The 18,388-nt window shown below is 72.1% G+C and carries 17 protein-coding genes; 10 read left to right on the top strand and 7 right to left on the bottom strand.

Annotation, left to right across the window (positions count from 1 at the left end):
• Nucleotides 1–72: 72 nt before the first annotated feature.
• Both E6R60_RS17675 and E6R60_RS17670 read left to right on the top strand, forming a co-directional pair.
• Nucleotides 73–648, top strand: coding sequence for a histidine phosphatase family protein (locus tag E6R60_RS17675; RefSeq protein WP_136327529.1), 576 nt, complete (start codon nucleotides 73–75; stop codon nucleotides 646–648).
• 117 nt (nucleotides 649–765) lie between these two features.
• Complete coding sequence (locus tag E6R60_RS17670; RefSeq protein ID WP_136327528.1) at nucleotides 766–1,917, top strand: serine hydrolase domain-containing protein; 1,152 nt, start codon at nucleotides 766–768, stop codon at nucleotides 1,915–1,917.
• 29 nt (nucleotides 1,918–1,946) lie between these two features.
• Here the strand turns inward: E6R60_RS17670 and E6R60_RS17665 are convergent, their stop codons facing one another.
• The 5 genes from E6R60_RS17665 to E6R60_RS17645 all read right to left on the bottom strand — a co-directional run bounded on the left by E6R60_RS17665 (nucleotide 1,947) and on the right by E6R60_RS17645 (nucleotide 7,504).
• Nucleotides 1,947–4,187, bottom strand: a complete 2,241-nt coding sequence (locus E6R60_RS17665; RefSeq protein ID WP_136327527.1) for an MMPL family transporter — start codon at nucleotides 4,185–4,187, stop codon at nucleotides 1,947–1,949.
• A 196-nt stretch (nucleotides 4,188–4,383) separates the two neighbouring features.
• On the bottom strand, nucleotides 4,384–5,127 hold the full coding sequence (locus tag E6R60_RS17660) for a Clp protease N-terminal domain-containing protein (RefSeq protein WP_136327526.1): 744 nt from the start codon (nucleotides 5,125–5,127) through the stop codon (nucleotides 4,384–4,386).
• Between the two features lie 159 nt (nucleotides 5,128–5,286).
• Entirely contained in the window at nucleotides 5,287–5,784 is a 498-nt protein-coding gene (locus E6R60_RS17655; RefSeq protein WP_136327525.1) for a peptidylprolyl isomerase, read from the bottom strand.
• A 129-nt stretch (nucleotides 5,785–5,913) separates the two neighbouring features.
• A complete protein-coding gene (locus tag E6R60_RS17650; protein ID WP_136327524.1) occupies nucleotides 5,914–6,426 on the bottom strand; it encodes a DinB family protein in 513 nt (170 codons plus the stop codon).
• 259 nt (nucleotides 6,427–6,685) lie between these two features.
• Nucleotides 6,686–7,504, bottom strand: coding sequence for a LysR family substrate-binding domain-containing protein (locus E6R60_RS17645; protein WP_136327523.1), 819 nt, complete (start codon nucleotides 7,502–7,504; stop codon nucleotides 6,686–6,688).
• Between the two features lie 58 nt (nucleotides 7,505–7,562).
• Here E6R60_RS17645 and E6R60_RS17640 point away from each other — a divergent pair, with 58 nt between their 5' ends.
• The 3 genes from E6R60_RS17640 to E6R60_RS17630 all read left to right on the top strand — a co-directional run bounded on the left by E6R60_RS17640 (nucleotide 7,563) and on the right by E6R60_RS17630 (nucleotide 11,489).
• On the top strand, nucleotides 7,563–7,952 hold the full coding sequence (locus tag E6R60_RS17640; protein WP_136327522.1) for a DUF5997 family protein: 390 nt from the start codon (nucleotides 7,563–7,565) through the stop codon (nucleotides 7,950–7,952).
• A gap of 287 nt (nucleotides 7,953–8,239) precedes the next feature.
• Nucleotides 8,240–9,937, top strand: coding sequence for a TlrC/CarA/OleB/SrmB family ABC-F type ribosomal protection protein (locus E6R60_RS17635; RefSeq protein ID WP_136327521.1), 1,698 nt, complete (start codon nucleotides 8,240–8,242; stop codon nucleotides 9,935–9,937).
• Nucleotides 9,938–10,025: 88 nt separating this feature from the next.
• Nucleotides 10,026–11,489: an FAD-dependent monooxygenase gene (locus E6R60_RS17630; protein WP_136327520.1), complete on the top strand. Its 1,464-nt coding sequence runs from the start codon at nucleotides 10,026–10,028 to the stop codon at nucleotides 11,487–11,489.
• 96 nt (nucleotides 11,490–11,585) lie between these two features.
• Here the strand turns inward: E6R60_RS17630 and E6R60_RS17625 are convergent, their stop codons facing one another.
• Nucleotides 11,586–12,323, bottom strand: a complete 738-nt coding sequence (locus E6R60_RS17625; RefSeq protein WP_136327519.1) for an alpha/beta fold hydrolase — start codon at nucleotides 12,321–12,323, stop codon at nucleotides 11,586–11,588.
• A gap of 287 nt (nucleotides 12,324–12,610) precedes the next feature.
• The gene (locus E6R60_RS17620; RefSeq protein ID WP_240802607.1) at nucleotides 12,611–13,228 is read right to left on the bottom strand and encodes a hypothetical protein; all 618 of its coding nucleotides are present in this window, start codon (nucleotides 13,226–13,228) and stop codon (nucleotides 12,611–12,613) included.
• A gap of 324 nt (nucleotides 13,229–13,552) precedes the next feature.
• Here E6R60_RS17620 and argC point away from each other — a divergent pair, with 324 nt between their 5' ends.
• The 5 genes from argC to E6R60_RS17595 are packed head-to-tail and all read left to right on the top strand — an operon-like array spanning nucleotide 13,553 to nucleotide 18,386.
• Nucleotides 13,553–14,581, top strand: coding sequence for an N-acetyl-gamma-glutamyl-phosphate reductase (gene argC / locus E6R60_RS17615; RefSeq protein WP_136327518.1), 1,029 nt, complete (start codon nucleotides 13,553–13,555; stop codon nucleotides 14,579–14,581).
• A complete protein-coding gene (gene argJ, locus E6R60_RS17610) occupies nucleotides 14,578–15,732 on the top strand; it encodes a bifunctional glutamate N-acetyltransferase/amino-acid acetyltransferase ArgJ (protein ID WP_136327517.1) in 1,155 nt (384 codons plus the stop codon). The genes argC and argJ overlap by 4 nt, the downstream gene beginning before the upstream one ends.
• Entirely contained in the window at nucleotides 15,729–16,631 is a 903-nt protein-coding gene (gene argB / locus E6R60_RS17605) for an acetylglutamate kinase (protein ID WP_136327516.1), read from the top strand. The genes argJ and argB overlap by 4 nt, the downstream gene beginning before the upstream one ends.
• Nucleotides 16,628–17,839, top strand: coding sequence for an acetylornithine transaminase (locus tag E6R60_RS17600; protein WP_136327515.1), 1,212 nt, complete (start codon nucleotides 16,628–16,630; stop codon nucleotides 17,837–17,839). Before argB ends, E6R60_RS17600 begins: the two co-directional genes overlap by 4 nt.
• A gap of 10 nt (nucleotides 17,840–17,849) precedes the next feature.
• Nucleotides 17,850–18,386, top strand: coding sequence for an arginine repressor (locus E6R60_RS17595; RefSeq protein ID WP_136327514.1), 537 nt, complete (start codon nucleotides 17,850–17,852; stop codon nucleotides 18,384–18,386).
• Nucleotides 18,387–18,388: the final 2 nt, after the last annotated feature.

Here is an 18,388-nt window from a genome sequence, read left to right as displayed (position 1 = left end):
AAGACTCACCGGGTGCGGCATTTTGCGGCGGCACCCTTGACCCGCGTGTCGAACGGCTCCACGATCGCGCCCATGAGTGTTCGGGTCTCGCTCGTCGCCGCCGCGCGCAGTTCCTTCCTGCTCGGCGAACGCTTCGACGACGACCGGCCGCTCGACGAGGCCGGCTGGCACGAGCTGCGGTTCGCCGCTCCGGCCCTGGCACCCCTGGGCGCGGCCGAGCTGCGCTACTGTTCGCCGACCCCCCGCAGCCGCGCCACCGGGGAGGCGCTCGGCTTCGCGCCCATGGTCCAGCCCGCCCTGCGTGACTGCGACATGGGGCGCTGGCGCGGCCGTACGCTGTCCGACGTCACCGCGCGCGAACCGGCCGCCGTGGACGCCTGGCTGGCGGACCCGCGCTCCGCCCCCCACGGCGGCGAGTCCCTGCTCGCGTTCATCTCCCGGATCGGCAACTGGCTCGACACCCGTCCCGCCTGCGACGGCTCCATCGTCGCCGTCGCCGAGCCCGCCGTCGTCCGGGCGGCCCTCGTCTACGCGCTGAGAGCCCCGCCGCCGACGTACTGGAACGTCGACGTCCGCCCGCTCTCCACCATCACGCTCACCGGTCTGCCGCACCGATGGAGCCTCCGCCTGGAAACCGGGGCCCGCTGACCGGGACCGCCACCCGCCCGAGGTTGAGGGCGTGCCGCCCCTTCCCGCCAGTCCGACCAGTCGGTATGTTGGCCGGGATCGAGTCCGACCAGGCATGTCCCAGGCGAGGGAGGCCCCGTGCCCCAGATCCACGGCCACTGCGACGAACGGTTCGCCGCGGTGCGCGGCGCGTTCGAGGCGAATTTCCGCGAGCGGGACGAGCTGGGCGCGGCCGTCACCGTCCTGGTCGAGGGCCGGCCCGTCGCCGACCTCTGGGGAGGCTGGGCGGACGGCGCCCGCACCCGCCCGTGGGAACAGGACACCCTGGTCAACGTCTGGTCCACCGGCAAGGGGCCGGTCGCGCTCTGCGCGCACATCCTCGCCGACCGCGGCCTGCTGGACCTCGACGCCCCGGTCGCCACGTACTGGCCGGAATTCGCCGCAGCGGGCAAGGAGGCCGTTCTCGTACGGCACCTGCTCTCCCACCGCGCCGGCCTCGCGGGCCTCCGTGAGCCGCACAGCCTGGCGGAGCTGTACGACTGGGAACTGACGACCGCCCGGCTCGCGGCGACCGCACCGTGGTGGGAGCCCGGCACCCGCTCCGGCTACCACGCCCTGACGTACGGGTTCCTGGTCGGCGAGGTGATCCGGCGGATCAGCGGACTGCTGCCGGGGGAGTTCCTGCGGCAGGAGGTGACCGGCCCGCTCGCCATCGACTTCACCGTCGGCCTTCCGGAGAAGGAGGCCGGGCGCGCCGCCGAGCTCGTCGTCCCCAAGGCGGACCGGACCCGGCAGGCGGCCCTCTTCGCGCAGCTTGAGCCGGTCGCCCTCGCCTCGCTGCTCAATCCGCCCACGGGAGCAGCCGCCGCCAACACCCCGGAGTGGCGGGAAGCCGAGATCCCCGCCGCCAACGGCCACGGCACCGCCCGCGCGGTCGCCGCGCTGTACGGCATCTTCGCGGGACGCGGCAGCTCGGGCGGACTGCGGATCCTGTCCGAGGAGTCCGCCGAACGCGTTCGCGAGGGCCAGGGCAGCTGCCGCGACCTCGTTCTGGGCGCGGGCTTCACCCATGAGACGGAGATCGCGCTCGGCCTGTGGCTGAGCGGCCCCGACGCCAGTTACGGACCCAACCCGCGGGCCTTCGGCCACGACGGCGCGGGCGGCTCCTGCGGCCTGGCGGACCCGGAGAACGGCGTCGCCCTGGGCTACGTCATGAACCGGATGGGCCCGCACATCGCGAACGACCCGCGCAAGACGGCCCTGGTCGACGCGGTGTACGCGTCGCTGTGAGCGGCCCGTCCGCACAGGGCGGGCAGGGGTCACGGGGCCTGCGGGGGCGGAGCCGCCCGGCCCTCGGTGTCGATGCGGGGCAGCACCCGGTCCAGCCACCGGGGCATCCACCAGGCGCTCCGGCCCAGCAGTGTCATCACCGCGGGGACCAGCAGCAGCCGGACGATCGTGGCGTCGACGAGCACGCTGACCGCCAGCCCCAGCCCGAGCATCTTGACCACGATGTCGTCGCTGATGACGAAGGCGGCGAAGACGCTGACCATGATGAGCGCGGCGCAGGTGATGACCCGGGCGGTGATCTCCAGTCCGTGTGCCACGGCGCCCTTGCTGTCCCGGGTCCGCGTCCAGGCCTCGTGCACCCGGGCGATCAGGAACACCTCGTAGTCCATGCTCAGGCCGAAGACGATGGCGAACATCATCATCGGCACGTAGCTCTCGATGGGCACGGTCCCGGACACCCCGAGGGCCGGCCCGCCCCAGCCCCACTGGAAGACCGCCACCACCACCCCGTACGAGGCCGCGATCGAGAGGAGGTTGAGGACCGCTGCCTTGACCGCGACGAGGACCCCGCGGAACACGGTGAGGATGATCAGGAAGGCGAGGCCGACCACGACGGCGATGATCAGGGGGAGTCTGCGGGCGATGATCTCCAGGAAGTCCTCCTGGGCGGCGGTCGTGCCGGTCACGTAGGCGGAGGCGCCGGTGCCCGACACTCCCTGCGGCAGGGCGTCGTCCTTGAGGCGGTTGAACAGGGTGGTGGTGCCGGCGTCCTGCGGAGCTTCCTTCGACAGCGCGGTGCCGACGAGGAGCGCGCCGTCGTCCGTCGCCTGCAGCGGTCCCACACTGGCCGCTCCGGGAACGTCCGTGAGTGCCTTCTGGAGGTTGCTCGCCAGCGCCGAACGGTCCGCCCCGGGTACCGACCGCTGATCGACGACCAGGGTGAACGGACCGTTCGCGCCCGGCCCGAAACCCTTGGAGATCAGGTCGAACGCGCGCCGGTCGGTGAAGCTCGTCGGATCGGCTCCGTCGTCGATGTGTCCCAGACGGATGGAGAACAGCGGGATCGCGAGGACCCCCACCACGACCAGCCCGGCGAGCAGGAACCCCCAGGGCCGCCGCTCCACCTGCCGGGCGTAGCGGTGCCAGCCGCCCGCTGCCGCCCCGCCGGATCCGGATCCGCCCTCAGCGACCGGCGGCCGCACCCGGTACCGGTCGATCCGCCTGCCGATGAGACCGAGCAGGGCCGGGACCAGGGTGACCGCGCCGATGACCGCGGTGATCACGGTGACGGCGGCCGCGGCGCCCAGTTTGCCGATGAAGGTCACCCGGGACACGTACAGACCGGCCAGCGCGACGATGACGGTGCAGCCGGAGACCAGGACCGCGCGTCCGCTGGTGGCCACCGCCCGGCCGGCGGCCGGGACCGGATCGGCTCCGTCCATGACGAGCTGACGGTGGCGGGTGATCAGGAAGAGCGCGTAGTCGATCCCGACGCCGAGCCCGATCATGGTGGCGAGCGTGGGCGAGACGCTCGCGAAGGTCGTGGCCGCGGCCACCAGCGACAGACAGCTCAGCCCGACGATCACGCTGATCAGGGCGGTCAGCAGGGGGACGCCGGCGGCGATGATGCTGCCGAACCCGATGAGCAGCACGACCACGGCTACGGCGAAACCGACGGCCTCGCTGGTCAGGTCCTTGGTCTCCGGCCTGGCGAGCTCGCCCAGCGGACCGCCGTACTCCACCTGCACGCCGGCGGAACGCAACGGCTTCACCGCTGCGTCGACCTGGTCGAGGTAGGAGTCGTCCAGCGAGGTCGGGTTCACGTCGAAGCGCACGGTGATGTACCCGGTCTTCCCGTCCTTGGACAGGGAGGCGGACGGCGAGGACGAGGACGAGGGCAGCGGGTTCTGGGCGGACAGAACGTGCGGCAGCTTCCGAAGGCTCGCCACCACCTGGTCGACCTGGCTCTGTACGTCGGTCAGGGGCTTCTGCGCGTCGTGCAGGACGACCTGCGCCCCGGTGCCGCCCGCCGCCGGATCGTGTGCCTTCAGCAGCTCGGCACCGGTGTTCGACTGGGTGCCGGGCAGGCTGAAGTCGTCGGAGTACGTCCCCCCGAACGCGCTCGCGAGGGCGTGCAACCCGCCGAGGGCGACCACCCACAGCACGATCACCACGACGAAGTGGCGTGCGCACCACTCGCCCAGCCGCAGCAGCCGGCCCCTGCGGGAGTGTGCCGGTGCGTGCGTGCTGCTGCCGCTGGGCGGGGCCATGGCGCTCTCCGGGGGAGGGGAAGGACCGTTCGGACGGGGCGCTTCGCGTCCCTCGTACCGCTTCCGAGAACGTAGAGCCCCCTACGGGGCAGGCGGTCCGCGACACGTCCTCGGGCCTGCCGGTTCCGCCGCACGGCCGGTAGCCGTGCGAGGCCGGCGGGGCGGTCGTCCTCTCGAACTCATGGGCCGGGGCCGGTCAGTCCTTCTGCTGGGCGTCGACGATGAGCGTGAGCGCCTCGGTGATGGCCGTCTCCGCCGTCGTCTTGTCGAGACCGAGGCCGGTCAGCAGTCCCGCGCCGTCCTCGTGCTCCAGCAGGGCCAGCAGGATGTGCTCGGTACCGACGTAGTTGTGCCCCATCCGCAGAGCCTCCCGGAAGGTGAGCTCCAGGGCCTTGCGGGCATCGGCGTTGTAGGGGATGAGTTCGGGCAGCTGCTCCTCGGTGGCCGGCGGGAGGGCCTGCTCGGCGGCCTGGCGGACGGTGTCCAGGGCGACTCCCTGAGCCTTGATGAACGCGCCCGCGAGCGCCTCAGGCTCGGTGAGCAGCCCCAGCACGAGGTGCTCGGTGCCGATCTCGGCGTGGCCCGCGGCGCGGGCCTCGTTCTGCGCGGCCGTCACGACGTTCTTCGCGCGCGGGGTGAAGCGGCTGAAGCCCTGGCTGGGGTCGAGGGCGGAGAGCTCACCGGGGTCCTTGGCGACGAACCGCTTCTGGGCGGCCTGCCGGGTCACCCCCATGCTCTTGCCGATCTCCGTCCACGAGGCGCCGGAGCGCCGGGCCTGGTCCACGAAGTGGCCGATCAGGTGGTCGGCGACGTCGCCGAGGTGGTCCGCCGCGATCACGGCGTCCTGGAGCTGGTCGAGGGCGTCGGGGTGGACCTTCTTGATGGCTGCGATGAGGTCGTCCAGACGGACGGGCTGCGTCATGCCTACGGGGTTCGTCATGTGTCAACGGTAGGTTGACAGCGCCTTGGTGTCAACCTTCGGTTGACAGGCGCGCTCGCCGCACGTGAGGGAAAGGCCTCGGGAACGACGGAACGCGCCGGCCGACGATGAGCGTCGGCCGGCGCGTTCCGGCGAGTGGTTCCGCGGAGGGAGCGGGGGTCAGAGCGTCCCGGAGTCGGCGATGGTGACCTTCGCCTTGGTGCGGCCGCTCTGCGAGCCGAGACCCTCGATCTTCTTGACCAGGTCCATGCTCTGCTCGTCGGCGACCTCGCCGAAGACCACGTGCTTGCCGTCCAGCCACGACGTCACGATGGTCGTGATGAAGAACTGCGAGCCGTTGGAGTTCGGGCCGCTGTTCGCCATGGAGAGGAGACCGGGCTTGGTGTGCGCCAGCTTGAAGTTCTCGTCGTCGAACTTCGCGCCGTAGATGCTCTTGCCGCCGGTGCCGTCACCGCGGGTGAAGTCACCGCCCTGCAGCATGAACTCGGGGATGACGCGGTGGAAGGACGAACCCTTGTAGCCGTAGCCCTGCTCGCCGGTGGCCAGCTGGCGGAAGTTCTCCGCGGTCTTGGGAACGACGTCGTCGAACAGATTGAAGACGATCCGCCCGGCGGGCTCGTCGTTGATGGTGATGTCGAAGTAAACCTTGCTCGTCATGGAACCATCCTGACATCCGCCCGCCCGGCGCCGACGGGGGGGCGCGTCCAAACACCGCTCATGGGTGACCCGCCAGGGGCATGTGGTGGACACACCCGCGCAACGCCGGGCCCGGCCCGCCCGGCGCCGTCACACCCCGGTGCTGCCGTCGATCCGCTCCCGCAGCAGGTCGGCGTGGCCGCTGTGGCGCGCGTACTCACCGATCAAGTGGGTGTAGATCCACCGCAGGTTCACCTCGCCGCCCATGAAGGGCGCGGTGTGCTCCAGCGACCGCGCGGCGCAGTTGGCCCGGGACACGGCGATCTCCTCCTGCCAGCGCGCGCGGGCGCCGGCGAAGGTCTCCTCGCCGGAGAGCTCGAACCCTCCGTCGTGGCCCCCGGGTGCGGCCGGTTCGTCGTACACGGGCGGAACGTCCTCACCGGTCAGCACCCGGCGGAACCAGTTCCGCTCGACCTCCGTGAGGTGCCGGACGAGTCCCATCAAGGTCAGCGAGGACGGCGGTACGGAGGTGTGGCGCACCTGTTCGTCGGTGAGGCCGTCGCACTTCTCGGCGACGGTGGCCCGGTAGAAGTCCAGCCAGGCGGCCAGACCGGTGCGCTCGTCGGCCATCAGGGGCGGCATGGGGCGTTCGGCTCGCGTCATGATCACGATGCTGCCACGGGGGTCCGACAGTCCCCCCGCCACGATCACCGTGAGGCAGTCGGCCCCTCCGCGGGCCGGGCCGGGCAGGGGCGGCGCGAGAACGCGGCGTCCCAGCCCGACGAGGCCCCGGGAGGCGCAAAGACGGGCGCAAGGCAGACGGGCCCTACGTGCCGGTGAGCGCGGGGACGGCGCCTTCGAAAGAGCCCCTCTGCGCCCGGGCCACGGCCCTGATCAGCGCACACGACTCATCGGACGGCCGCTAAGGCCGACGGCGGGGTGTGCCGCGCTTGGCGCCGGAAGCGCCCTTGGCGCCCGAGGCGCCCTTCCCGCCGCGCGCCCCGCCCTTCGCACCGCCGGAGCCGCCGCGCGGGTTCTTCCCGGCCGAGGCGCCCCCCGCCGGCTTGCCGCGCGTACCGCTGCTCCCGGCGCGCTTCGTCTTCGCTTTCGGCTGCTCCGCCGGCGCCGCGCCGCGGCCCCGGGAACTGTTCACGGTGCGCCCGCGGACGATCCCGATGAAGTCCTCCACCAGGTCGGTGGTCCTGTCCTCGGGCCAGGACAGGGCGATACGCGATTCGGGGGCGTCCGACAGCGGACGGTAGGTGAGGTCCTTGCGGTGGTGCAGGCGGGCGAGGGACTGCGGGACGACGAGGACCCCGATCCCCGCGGCCACCAGCTCGACGGCGTCCGCCGTCGTGGCCGGACGTTCGATCGCCGGCCGGCCGGGGAGCTGCTCCCAGCCGAGGGTGTCGTCGAGCGGATGGAGCACGATGTCGTCGGCCAGCTCCGCGAGGGAGACCTCGTCGACCGCCGCGGCCACATGGTCCTTGGGGATCACGACGACGGTCTGCTCGGTGTAGAGCGGGATCGCGCTGAGGTCCGTCCCGTCGACGGGAAGCCGGACGAACCCGGCGTCGGCGCCCCCGGCGCGCAGCAACGCCGTCGCTTCGGCGGACGGCACCGCGACGAGGGCCAGGGGGATGCCGGGCAGGCGCTCGTTCCAGATCCGCACCCACTTGGTGGGCGTCACTCCGGGGACGTACGCGAGCCGGAATGAAGGGGATGCTTCCGAGCCTGTCACCCCGCCAGGTTACCGGTCGTGGTCAGAGGTGGCGCACACGCTCGATACTCTTGACACCATGACGTCCCACCAGACCACCCAGACCATGAAGCCCGCGACCGCGGCGAAGAAACTGGGTGTGTACCTCGAGGCCACCCCCACCGAGTTCCAGGAGGGTGTCGTCTCGCGCGCCGAGCTGGCGGCCCTCCAGACCGATCCGCCCCAGTGGCTGCAGGACCTGCGGCGCAACGGCCCGCACCCGCGGCCGGTCGTCGCGTCCAAGCTGGGCGTCTCCATCTCCGGCCTCGCCCGCGGCGGAGTCACGGAGGCCCTCACCACGGAGCAGATCGAGGCGCTGAAGCAGGACAACCCCGAGTGGCTGCAGAAGGAGCGGGCCACGCAGGCGGAGGTCCGCAAGGAAACCGTACGCATCAAGGAGCGAAACGCGGAGCGCAAGGACGCTTCCTAGTCCGCCCCGGGATCCACCACCGTGTGGGGGTCTTTGTTTCCCGCGAGGATCCTCGCGGGAAACAAAGACCCCCACACGTCGTTCGCCCGACGGCGCCCTCGCCCCGCGGCAGGCGCCGGCGGCCCCGGAAAACCCGGTGACAGCCGGCCGGGCCACGCCTAGCCTGGTCCGCATGGGAACACTGTGATCGCCCCGCCCACGACCGCGTAGAGCTCAGCTCCGCCGCCGTGGTGCCGATCCGTCCTCGAATCCGTTCTGCCGGCCTGGCCGGGAACAGGGGCCTTTCCATGCACCCAGCACACCCAGCACAACTCTCCCTGCACGGCGTCACCAAGCGTTACGGCGACCGCACCGTGCTCCGGCAGATCTCGTTCAGCCTCGCGCCCGGCGAGAAGGCCGGCGTCGTCGGCGACAACGGGGCGGGCAAGTCCACGCTGCTGCGCCTCCTCGCGGGCGGGGAACGGCCCGACGCCGGCGAGGTCACCGTCATCGCGCCCGGCGGAACGGGGTACCTCGCCCAGACCACCGGGCTGTCTCCGCGGGCCACCGTCCAGGACGCCGTCGACATCGCCCTGGGGGAGCTCCGCGCCCTCGAATCGCAGCTGCGCCGCGCCGAGCTCGCGCTGGCCGGAGCGCGTCCGGGCCGGGAACTGGAAGCGGCCCTCACCGCGTACGCACGCCTCACCGAGCAGTACGAGGCGCGCGACGGCTACGGCGCCGACGCCCGGGTGGACACCGCGTTGCACGGGCTCGGTCTGCGGCGGCTCTCCCGCGACCGGCCGCTGGGGACGCTCTCCGGCGGCGAGCGGTCGCGGCTGGCGCTGGCCGCGACGCTGGCGTCCCGCCCGGAACTGCTGCTCCTGGACGAGCCGACCAACGATCTCGACGACCGGGCGGTCGGCTGGCTCGAGGACCATCTGCGGGCCCACCGCGGAACGGTCCTCGCGGTCACCCACGACCGGGTGTTCCTGGAGCGGATCACCGGCACGGTCCTGGAGATCGACGGCGGCCGCCTCTCCCGTCACGGCAACGGCTACGCGGGATACCTCACGGCCAAGGCAGCCGAACGCCGGCGGCGGCAGGAGCGGTACGACGAGTGGCGGGCCGAACTCGACCGCAGCCGCCGGCTGGCCGAGTCCAACGCCGTCCGCCTGGACGCCATCCCGCGCAGGACGGCGAAGGCCGCCTTCGGTTCCGGGGCGTTCCGGGCCCGCGGTCGCGCCCACGGTGCGATGAGCCGTATCCGCAACGCGAAGGAGCGGGCCGAACGGCTCACCGCGAACCCGGTGACCCCGCCGCCCGACCCGCTCTCCTTCACGGCCCGCCTCACCACGGCGGCCTCCCCCGGCGAGGCCCCGGCCGCTGCCCTGGACGACGTGGTCGTCGAGGGCCGGCTGAACGTGCCGCGGCTGCGCATCGGACCGGCCGAACGGCTCCTGGTCACCGGCCCCAACGGCGCCGGGAAGAGCACCCTGTTGCGGGTCCTGGCCGGGGAACACCGGCCGGACGCGGGCGCGGTGAGGCTCGCCGGCCGGGTGGGACACCTGCGGCAGGAGGAGACGCCGTGGCCGCCGGGCCTGACCCTTCTGGGGGCGTTCGCCCGGGGCCGCTCCGGCGACCGGGACGAGCACGCCGACCGGCTGCTGTCGCTCGGCCTGTTCGAACCGGACGCCCTGCGGCTGCGCGTCGGAGATCTCTCGTACGGCCAGCGGCGCCGCATCGAACTCGCCCGGCTGGTCAGCGAACCGGTGGACCTGCTCCTGCTGGACGAGCCGACCAACCACCTCTCACCCGCGCTGGTGGAGGAGCTGGAGACCGCGCTGACCGGATACGCCGGTGCGCTGGTGCTGGTCACGCACGACCGCCGGATGCGGGCACGGTTCAGCGGAACCCGGATGGAGCTGAGGGAGGGCGCCGTCACCGGAACGGGACGGAAAAACGAAAGGCAAGGAGCGAACCGGCTCCCTGCCGCTCTCCAGGTATAGCGGACGGGGGGCCTTGCGGCAAGGCCCCCTGTCCGCCGCAGAATGACCGGCCACGGCCGAAGTCTGCTGATCTTGAACGGGTGTTGCGATGATTGACGTGATCGTGGTCGGCGGTGGTCCGACCGGGCTGCTGCTGGCCGCCGAGCTGCGGCTGCACGACGTGCGGGTGGTCGTACTGGAGAAGCTGGCCGCCCCCACCGGGGAGTCCCGCGGGCAGGGCCTCCACGCCCGCAGCGTCGAGGTGATGGACCAGCGGGGCCTGCTGGACCGTTTCCTGGCGGTGAGCGAGAAGTTCCAGGTGGGCGGCCTCTTCGGCGGTATCGCCACGGCGTGGCCGGACGGGCTGGACACGGCTCACCCCTTCGGTGTCGCCACCCCGCAGCCGGTCACCGAGCGGATCCTCGAGGAGCGGGCCGTCGAACTCGGCGCCGAGATCCGGCGCGGCTGCGAAGTGGTCGCGCTGAGCCAGTCCGACGACGAGGACGAGGGCGGGGCCGGTGTCACCGTCGGGCTGGCGGACGGCACGCGGCTGCGCTCGCGCTATCTCGTCGGGTGCGACGGCGGCCGCAGCACGGTCCGCAAGCTGCTCGGTGTCGGTTTCCCCGGCGAGCCCGCCACGGTCGAGACCCTGCTGGGGGAGATGGAGGTGACCGAGGATCCGGAGAAGATCGCCGCCGTCGTCGGGGAAGTCCGCAGGACCCAGTTGCGGTTCGGCGTCAGCCCCGCCGTGAACGGGGTGTGCCGCGTCGTGGTGCCTGCCGACGGGGTGTCCGAGGACCGTACGGCCCCGCCGGTCCTGGAGGACTTCAAGCAGCGGCTGCGGGCGGTCGCGGGCACCGACTTCGGAGTGCACTCGCCGCGCTGGATGTCCCGGTTCGGCGACGCCACGCGCCAGGCCGAGCGCTATCGCGTCGGCCGGGCGCTGCTGGTCGGGGACGCGGCGCACATCCATCCGCCGACCGGCGGCCAGGGCCTCAACCTCGGCGTCCAGGACGCCTTCAACCTCGGCTGGAAGCTGGCCGCGGCGGTCCGCGGCTGGGCGCCGGACGGCCTGCTGGACAGCTACCACACCGAACGGCACCCGGTCGGCGCCGCCGTACTGGCCAACACCCGCGCGCAGATCACGCTGCTGGGGACCGATCCCGGTGCGACCGCCCTGCGTGAGCTGTTCACGAAGCTGATGGGCTTCGACGAGGTGAACCGGTACATGACCGGGATGATCACCGCGCTCGACGTCCGCTACGACTTCGGCGAGGGCCACGCACTGCTCGGCCGCCGGATGCCGGACGTGGAGCTGGGGGACGGGCGGCGTCTCTACTCGCTGACGCACGAGGGGCGCGGGCTGCTCCTCGACCGGACGGGCCGGCTCTCGGCGGCCGGCTGGGCGGACCGGGTCGACCACGTCGCCGACACCGGCGAGGGAGGCGTCGGCGGGTACCGGGACCTGCCCGCGGTCCTGCTGCGTCCGGACGGCCACGTGGCATGGGCCGGGGAGGACCCGCACGAACTGCGCGACCGGCTGCTCCGGTGGTTCGGCGCCCCCCTCGGCTGAGCCCCGCCGGGGCGGCCGGCCGGGCGCGGACGGCGTCCCGCCTCCGCCGCCGAGCGGGCGGGTGGGGACGGGACGCCGCCGGGTGCGCGCAGTGCGTCAGGAGGCGACGAACCGCGCGATCTGGCCGAGCACGAGGGTGTCGGCCAGGTACCCAATGTGGGTCTGGCAGAGCACGTTGTTGTTCGTCGCGCCGCTCAGCCTGGTGCTCGTGTACGGGAGGATGATGCCGTCGCACGCCGAGTACCAGGTGGCGTACTTGGTGTCGCCCGGCGTCTCGTCACCCGAGGAGATCTGGGAGATGAACGACGAGCCCGGGTACATCTGCTGACAGGTCGTGTAGATCAGGCAGGCACTGGCGAAGGTGGTGCCGTGGTTCGCCCCCGCGATGGAGGCGAGGTGGCTGACGCTGGTGTTGCCGCCCAGGACCTTCAGGTAGTACTGGCTGACGAGGCCGCCCATGGAGTGGTTGACGATCGCGACCTTGCTCGCGCCGGTCCGGGCCTTCACGTTGTTGACGAAGGCGGCCAGGCCCTGGGCGTTGGTGACGTTGTTCCCGTACGAGTTGTACTCGTAGGCGAACAGCTTGGAGCTGGACCAGCCGTTGAGCTGGAAGACGCTCATGGCGGTGACCCAGTTGGAGGCGTTGCCGGTGTACCCGTGGACGAAGACGACCGGGGTGCTGGTCGACAGCGGAGTCACGGCCGCGACGCTGGCGGTCCTCGCCGCCGGCGCACGGTCGGCGGCGCCGGCCGCGGACGTCGAGCCGAACAGGGTGAACGCGGCCGTGACGGCGGCGAGGACGCCGAGAAGCCGGCGGGGTGAACGACGACGCATGGGGCACTCCTGACAGGGGTGTGGGGATGCGGGGATGCGGCTGCCTGCTCAGCTCAGGGTCGGGGCGCGCGGCCCGGGCGGCATCGGTGAATTCACCGGTGTCCGCGAGCACGCGCGGCGCCGTGGGCAGGAGACCGGCCTTCGAAGACGCCCGAAGCCTCCGCCCCGCCGCCGGCCCCGGGGACGGCAGGCTCCCCGGCCCGCGTGACCGAGCGCGATAGGTGGCCCTCCTGCCATGTACGTGCTCAGATTCGGCGGCGGGGTCAGCCCCCCGGGGCCGGCGGGGATCAGCCGCCCTGGAGGCCCCACTCGTCGAGGCCGCTGTAGACGTGTGCTTCGAGGCACTGCGGGGCGTCAAGGAGCACGGACTCGCCTCGGTACACGGCGACGAGCGAGTCCGCGCCCCGCCACCAGGCGTCGGTCACGCCCTGGACCTCGGGCACCGGTTCGAAGCCGCCGAGATCCAGCGCTTCCACGGCCTCGCCGGTGAGCTTCGTGATGGTCTTCGCCCACCGGCGGGCGTGGGCGGCCAGGGCGAGGGACTCCACCCACCCGGCGGTGTGGGCATGCAGGGGTGTCCACCGGTCGGCGGCGATCCCGAACGCCCCGTCGGGGCCGACCATGAAGCCGTAGGCCATCGACACCCGGCAGTCCCCCGCAGGGAGCAACCAGCCCTCTGCGGGTATCTGCTCGGGGCAGTCGGTGTCCAGGATGCGCGGACCGCCTTCGTAGAACGGGGCCGGAGGCAGGGCGAGGCCGCCCCAGCATTCCTGAAAGGCGGCGGCCCGGTCGACCTCCGCGGCAGGGATCCCGTGCCCGATCCAGACATCGCGATACCGGAGGATGTCCTGCGGCCGGACGTGAACGCCCTCCACTTCGACGAACCGCCGGGCCCTGGAACTCAAGCCGGGCGGCGCAACCGGGATGGGCGATACGGGGCCGCTCGTGGAAGTCGGGGGCTCAGGGTGGTGGGCCCCGCAGCACGAGCAGACGAACCCGGGATCACTGGTCATGGCGTCGGAGCCTAGAGGCCGACTTCGGCATCTCCCCGGGCGGGAGTCCTGCCGACCCACACACGGGGCCGACCGGCGGGCACAGGCGCCGACCGGCGTGCTCAAGGGCCAACTGAAACGCTCGGTCACACCCGGCCCGCTGAGCGCGATGATCGCAACTCTTTGCATAAAAGTGCAGCGATGCGTATAGTCATGCCATCGACGAGGAGGGTTTCGATGGTGGTACGTGCAGCGGTGGCAGGGGCGAGCGGATACGCCGGCGGGGAACTGCTCCGCCTTCTGCTGGTCCACCCCGGGGTCGAGATCGGGGCCCTCACGGCTAACTCCAACGCGGGACAGCCGCTCGGCGCGCTGCAGCCGCACCTGCGGCCGCTGGCCGGGCGGGTGCTCCAGCCGACGGCCCCCGAGGTGCTGGCCGGGCACGACGTCGTCTTCCTCGCCCTGCCCCACGGGCAGTCCGCCGCCGTCGCCGAGCAGCTCGGGGACGAGGTGCTCGTGGTCGACATGGGGGCCGATTTCCGGCTCGCGGACGCCGCGGACTGGGAGAGGTTCTACGGTTCGCCGCATGCCGGGACCTGGCCCTACGGGCTGCCCGAACTGCCCGGCGGGCGCGCCGCGCTCGCGGGGAGCAAGCGCATCGCGGTGCCCGGCTGCTACCCCACCGCCGTGTCGCTCGCGCTCTTCCCGGCGTACGAGGCCCGGCTCGCCGAGCCCGAGGCCGTGATCGTCGCCGCCTCAGGCACCTCGGGCGCGGGCAAGGCGGCCAAGCCGCATCTGCTCGGCTCCGAGGTCATGGGCAACATGACCCCGTACGGCGTCGGCGGCGTCCACCGGCACACGCCCGAGATGATCCAGAACCTCTCCGCCGCCGCCGGAGAACCGGTCACCGTGTCCTTCACCCCGACCCTCGCCCCGATGCCCCGCGGCATCCTCGCCACGTGCAGCGCGAAGGCGAAGCCCGGCGTGAGCGCCGAGTCCCTGCGTGCCGCGTACGAGAAGGCCTTCGCCGGCGAGCCGTTCGTCGATCTCCTCCCCGAGGGGCAGTGGCCCTCGACCGCCGCGGTGTACGGCTCCAACGCCGTGCAGATCCAGGTGGCGTACGACGAGGCGGCCGGACGGATCATCGTGATCAGCGCCATCGACAACCTCGCCAAGGGCACCGCGGGCGGGGCCCTGCAGAGCATGAACATCGCCCTCGGACTCCCCGAGGACACCGGACTTTCCACGATCGGAGTGGCACCGTGAGCGTCACGGCAGCACAGGGGTTCTCCGCGGCGGGCATCGCCGCGGGAATCAAGGAGAACGGCAACCCGGACCTGGCCCTCGTGGTCAACAACGGTCCGCGTCGCGCCGCCGCGGGCGTCTTCACCTCCAACCGTGTCAAGGCCGCTCCCGTCCTCTGGTCGGAGCAGGTGCTCAAGGGCGGCGAGGTCACCGCCGTCGTCCTCAACTCCGGCGGAGCCAACGCCTGTACGGGCCCGCAGGGTTTCCAGGACACCCACGCCACCGCCGAGAAGGCGGCCGAGGTCCTCGACGGCCACAGCGCCGGCGAGATCGCCGTCGCCTCGACCGGACTCATCGGTCTGCTGCTCCCCATGGACAAGCTGCTCCCCGGCATCGAGAAGGCCGCGGCGGCCCTGAGCGAGCACGGCGGCGAGAAGGCCGCCATCGCCATCAAGACCACCGACACCGTCCACAAGACGGCGGTGGCCGGCGGCGAGGGCTGGACCGTCGGCGGCATGGCCAAGGGCGCGGGCATGCTCGCCCCCGGCCTGGCCACGATGCTGGTGGTCCTCACCACCGACGCCGACGTGGCAGCCCCCGCGCTCGACGCCGCGCTGCGCGACGCCACCCGGACGACCTTCGACCGGGTCGACTCCGACGGCTGCATGTCCACCAACGACACCGTGCTGCTGCTGGCCTCGGGGGCCAGCGGCGTCACCCCGGAGCAGGGGGAGTTCGCCGAGGCCGTGCGGACGGTCTGCGACGACCTCGCCCGGCAGCTGATCGGCGACGCGGAAGGCGCGTCCAAGGACATCCGGATCGAGGTCGTGAACGCCGCGACCGAGGACGACGCCGTGGAGGTGGGCCGCTCCATCGCCCGTAACAACCTCCTCAAGTGCGCCATCCACGGCGAGGACCCCAACTGGGGCCGCGTCCTGTCCGCCATCGGCACCACGAAGGCGGCCTTCGAGCCGGACGAGCTGAACGTCGCCATCAACGGCGTCTGGGTCTGCAAGAACGGAGGAGTCGGCGAGGACCGCGATCTCGTCGACATGCGCTACCGGGAGGTCAAGATCACCGCCGACCTCGCCGCGGGCAACGAGTCCGCCGTCATCTGGGCCAACGACCTCACCGCGGACTACGTCCACGAGAACAGCGCGTACAGCTCATGACCGCGGCGCGGAAGCACACCGCACTCCCGAAGGCGCAGATCCTCATCGAGGCGCTGCCCTGGCTGACCCGGCACAACGGCAAGACGGTCGTCATCAAGTTCGGCGGCAACGCCATGATCGACGAGGAGCTGAAGGCGGCCTTCGCCCAGGACGTCGTGTTCCTGCGGCACGCCGGCCTCAAGCCCGTCGTGGTGCACGGCGGCGGCCCGCAGATCAGCGCCCAGCTCGACAAACACGGCCTGGTCAGCGAGTTCAAGGCCGGGCTGCGCGTCACCACGCCCGAAGCGATGGACGTCGTACGGATGGTGCTCGCCGGGCAGGTCCAGCGCGAGCTCGTCGGCCTGCTCAACCAGCACGGGCCGCTCGCCGTCGGCATGACGGGCGAGGACGCCCACACCATCACGGCCACCCAGCACCGCCCCGTGATAGACGGCGAGGCCGTCGACATCGGCCGGGTCGGCGAGATCACCGCGATCGACACCGGCGCCATCCAGGCGCTGCTGGACGACGGCCGCATCCCCGTCATCTCCTCCATCGCCCGCTCGGCGGAGGACAACCACGTCTACAACGTCAACGCCGACACCGCCGCCGCCGCGCTCGCCGCCGCGCTGAACGCCGAGACGCTGATGGTCCTCACCGACGTCGAGGGCCTCTACGAGGACTGGCCCCACAGCGACGACGTGATCAGCCGCCTCACCGCCACCGAACTGGAGAAGCTCCTGCCGGAACTCTCCAGCGGCATGGTGCCCAAGATGCAGGGCTGCCTGCACGCCGTGCGCAACGGCGTGGAGACGGCCCGCGTCATCGACGGCCGGGTCCAGCACTCGATCCTGCTGGAGATCTTCACCGACGAGGGAATCGGCACGATGGTCGTGCCCGACGCACAGGGGGAAGCATGACCAACGCCGAGCTCTCGCAGCGGTGGGAATCCGCGCTGATGGACAACTACGGCACCCCGAAGCTGTCCCTCGTCCGCGGCGAAGGCGCCCGTGTGTGGGACGCCGACGGCACCGAGTACCTCGACTTCGTCGGCGGCATCGCGGTGAACGCGCTGGGCCACGCCCACCCCGCGATCGTCGAGGCGGTCTCCACCCAGATCGCCTCCCTCGGCCACGTGTCGAACCTCTTCATCGCCGAGCCGCCCGTCGCTCTCGCCGAACGGCTGCTCCAGCTCTTCGGCCGTGCCGGCAGGGTCTACTTCTCCAACTCGGGCGCCGAGGCCAACGAGGCCGCGTTCAAGATCGGCCGGCTGACCGGGCGCACCCACATGGTCGCCACCGACGGCGGCTTCCACGGCCGGACCATGGGGGCCCTCGCGCTCACCGGCCAGCCCAAGAAGCGCGAGCCCTTCGTCCCGCTGCCCGGCGACGTCACGCACGTCCCGTACGGCGACGTCGAGGCCCTGCGGGCGGCGGTGACCACCGACACCGCGCTGCTCATCATCGAACCGATCCAGGGCGAGATCGGTGTGGCCGTGCCGCCGAAGGGCTACCTGGAGGCGGCCCGGGAGATCACCCGGGCCACCGGCACGCTCCTCGTCCTCGACGAGGTGCAGACCGGCATCGGGCGGTGCGGCACCTGGTTCGAACACCAGGCCCACCAGGGCGTGGAACCCGATCTCGTCACCCTCGCCAAGGGGCTCGGCGGCGGACTTCCGATCGGCGCCACCGTGGCGTTCGGCGAGGCCGCCGGCCTGCTCGCGCCCGGCCAGCACGGCACGACGTTCGGCGGCAACCCGATCGCCTGCGCCGCCGGACTCGCCGTGCTGGACACCCTGGCCGCCGACGGGGTCCTCGACGACGTGAAGCGGCTCGGCGAGCGGATCCGCGAAGGCGTGGAGGGCCTGGGGCACCCCCTGGTCTCCCACGTCCGCGGCGCCGGCCTGCTGCTGGGTATCGTGCTCACCGAGCCCCTCGCACCTCAGGTGCAGCAGGCGGCTCAGGGTGCCGGGCTCCTGGTGAACGCACCCGCCCCCGATGTCGTACGGCTCATGCCGCCGCTGATCATCGGTGAGGCGGAGGTGGACGCGTTCCTCCAGGCGCTGCCGGGCGCCCTCGACGCGGCATACGGGGACGGACGATCCGGAGAGGGACACACCGGAGAATGAGGCGACGACGATGACCGAGGCGCAGGATTCCGAGCACGGCGGGCCGTCCGTGCCGCAGACCCGCACCGCACGCCACCGCCGGATCGTGGACATCCTGAACCGGCAGCCGGTGCGCTCGCAGAGCCAGCTGGCCAAGCTGCTCGCGGACGACGGGCTGAGCGTCACCCAGGCGACGCTCTCCCGGGACCTGGACGAGCTGGGGGCGGTGAAGATCCGCAACACAGGTGGCGAGCTGATCTACGCGGTGCCGAGCGAGGGCGGATTCCGCACCCCGCACGCACCGCTGGGCGGCTCCGCCAAGGAGGAGCGGATGCGCCGCCTCTCAGCGGAGCTGCTGATCTCGGCGGAGGCCTCGGCCAATCTCGTCGTGCTGCGTACGCCCCCGGGCGCGGCCCAGTTCCTCGCTTCGGCGATCGACCAGGCCGAGCTGCACGACATCCTCGGCACCATCGCCGGCGACGACACGCTCATGCTGATCAGCCGCGACCCGGCCGGCGGGCAGGCGCTCGCCGACCACCTTCTGCGGCTCGCCCAGAACGAGCGCTGACG

The organism is Streptomyces sp. A0642, assembly GCF_004795105.1.
Classification (GTDB): Bacteria; Actinomycetota; Actinomycetes; order Streptomycetales; family Streptomycetaceae; genus Streptomyces.
The sequence above is the reverse complement of the archived record's forward strand: the minus strand, read 5'-3'. Positions and strand labels throughout refer to the sequence as shown.

Bases quoted from the DNA above. Each gene is read 5' to 3' on its own strand.
- E6R60_RS17595 (WP_136327514.1), top strand. From the start codon at position 17,850: ATGACCGAGGCGCAGGATTCCGAGCACGGCGGGCCGTCCGTGCCGCAG.
- argC (WP_136327518.1), top strand. From the start codon at position 13,553: ATGGTGGTACGTGCAGCGGTGGCAGGGGCGAGCGGATACGCCGGCGGG.
- E6R60_RS17635 (WP_136327521.1), top strand. From the start codon at position 8,240: ATGCACCCAGCACACCCAGCACAACTCTCCCTGCACGGCGTCACCAAG.
- E6R60_RS17675 (WP_136327529.1), top strand. From the start codon at position 73: ATGAGTGTTCGGGTCTCGCTCGTCGCCGCCGCGCGCAGTTCCTTCCTG.
- E6R60_RS17625 (WP_136327519.1), bottom strand. From the start codon at position 12,323: ATGCGTCGTCGTTCACCCCGCCGGCTTCTCGGCGTCCTCGCCGCCGTC.
- E6R60_RS17600 (WP_136327515.1), top strand. From the start codon at position 16,628: ATGACCAACGCCGAGCTCTCGCAGCGGTGGGAATCCGCGCTGATGGAC.
- argB (WP_136327516.1), top strand. From the start codon at position 15,729: ATGACCGCGGCGCGGAAGCACACCGCACTCCCGAAGGCGCAGATCCTC.
- E6R60_RS17650 (WP_136327524.1), bottom strand. From the start codon at position 6,426: ATGACGCGAGCCGAACGCCCCATGCCGCCCCTGATGGCCGACGAGCGC.
- E6R60_RS17660 (WP_136327526.1), bottom strand. From the start codon at position 5,127: ATGACGAACCCCGTAGGCATGACGCAGCCCGTCCGTCTGGACGACCTC.
- E6R60_RS17655 (WP_136327525.1), bottom strand. From the start codon at position 5,784: ATGACGAGCAAGGTTTACTTCGACATCACCATCAACGACGAGCCCGCC.
- E6R60_RS17640 (WP_136327522.1), top strand. From the start codon at position 7,563: ATGACGTCCCACCAGACCACCCAGACCATGAAGCCCGCGACCGCGGCG.
- E6R60_RS17665 (WP_136327527.1), bottom strand. From the start codon at position 4,187: ATGGCCCCGCCCAGCGGCAGCAGCACGCACGCACCGGCACACTCCCGC.
- E6R60_RS17630 (WP_136327520.1), top strand. From the start codon at position 10,026: ATGATTGACGTGATCGTGGTCGGCGGTGGTCCGACCGGGCTGCTGCTG.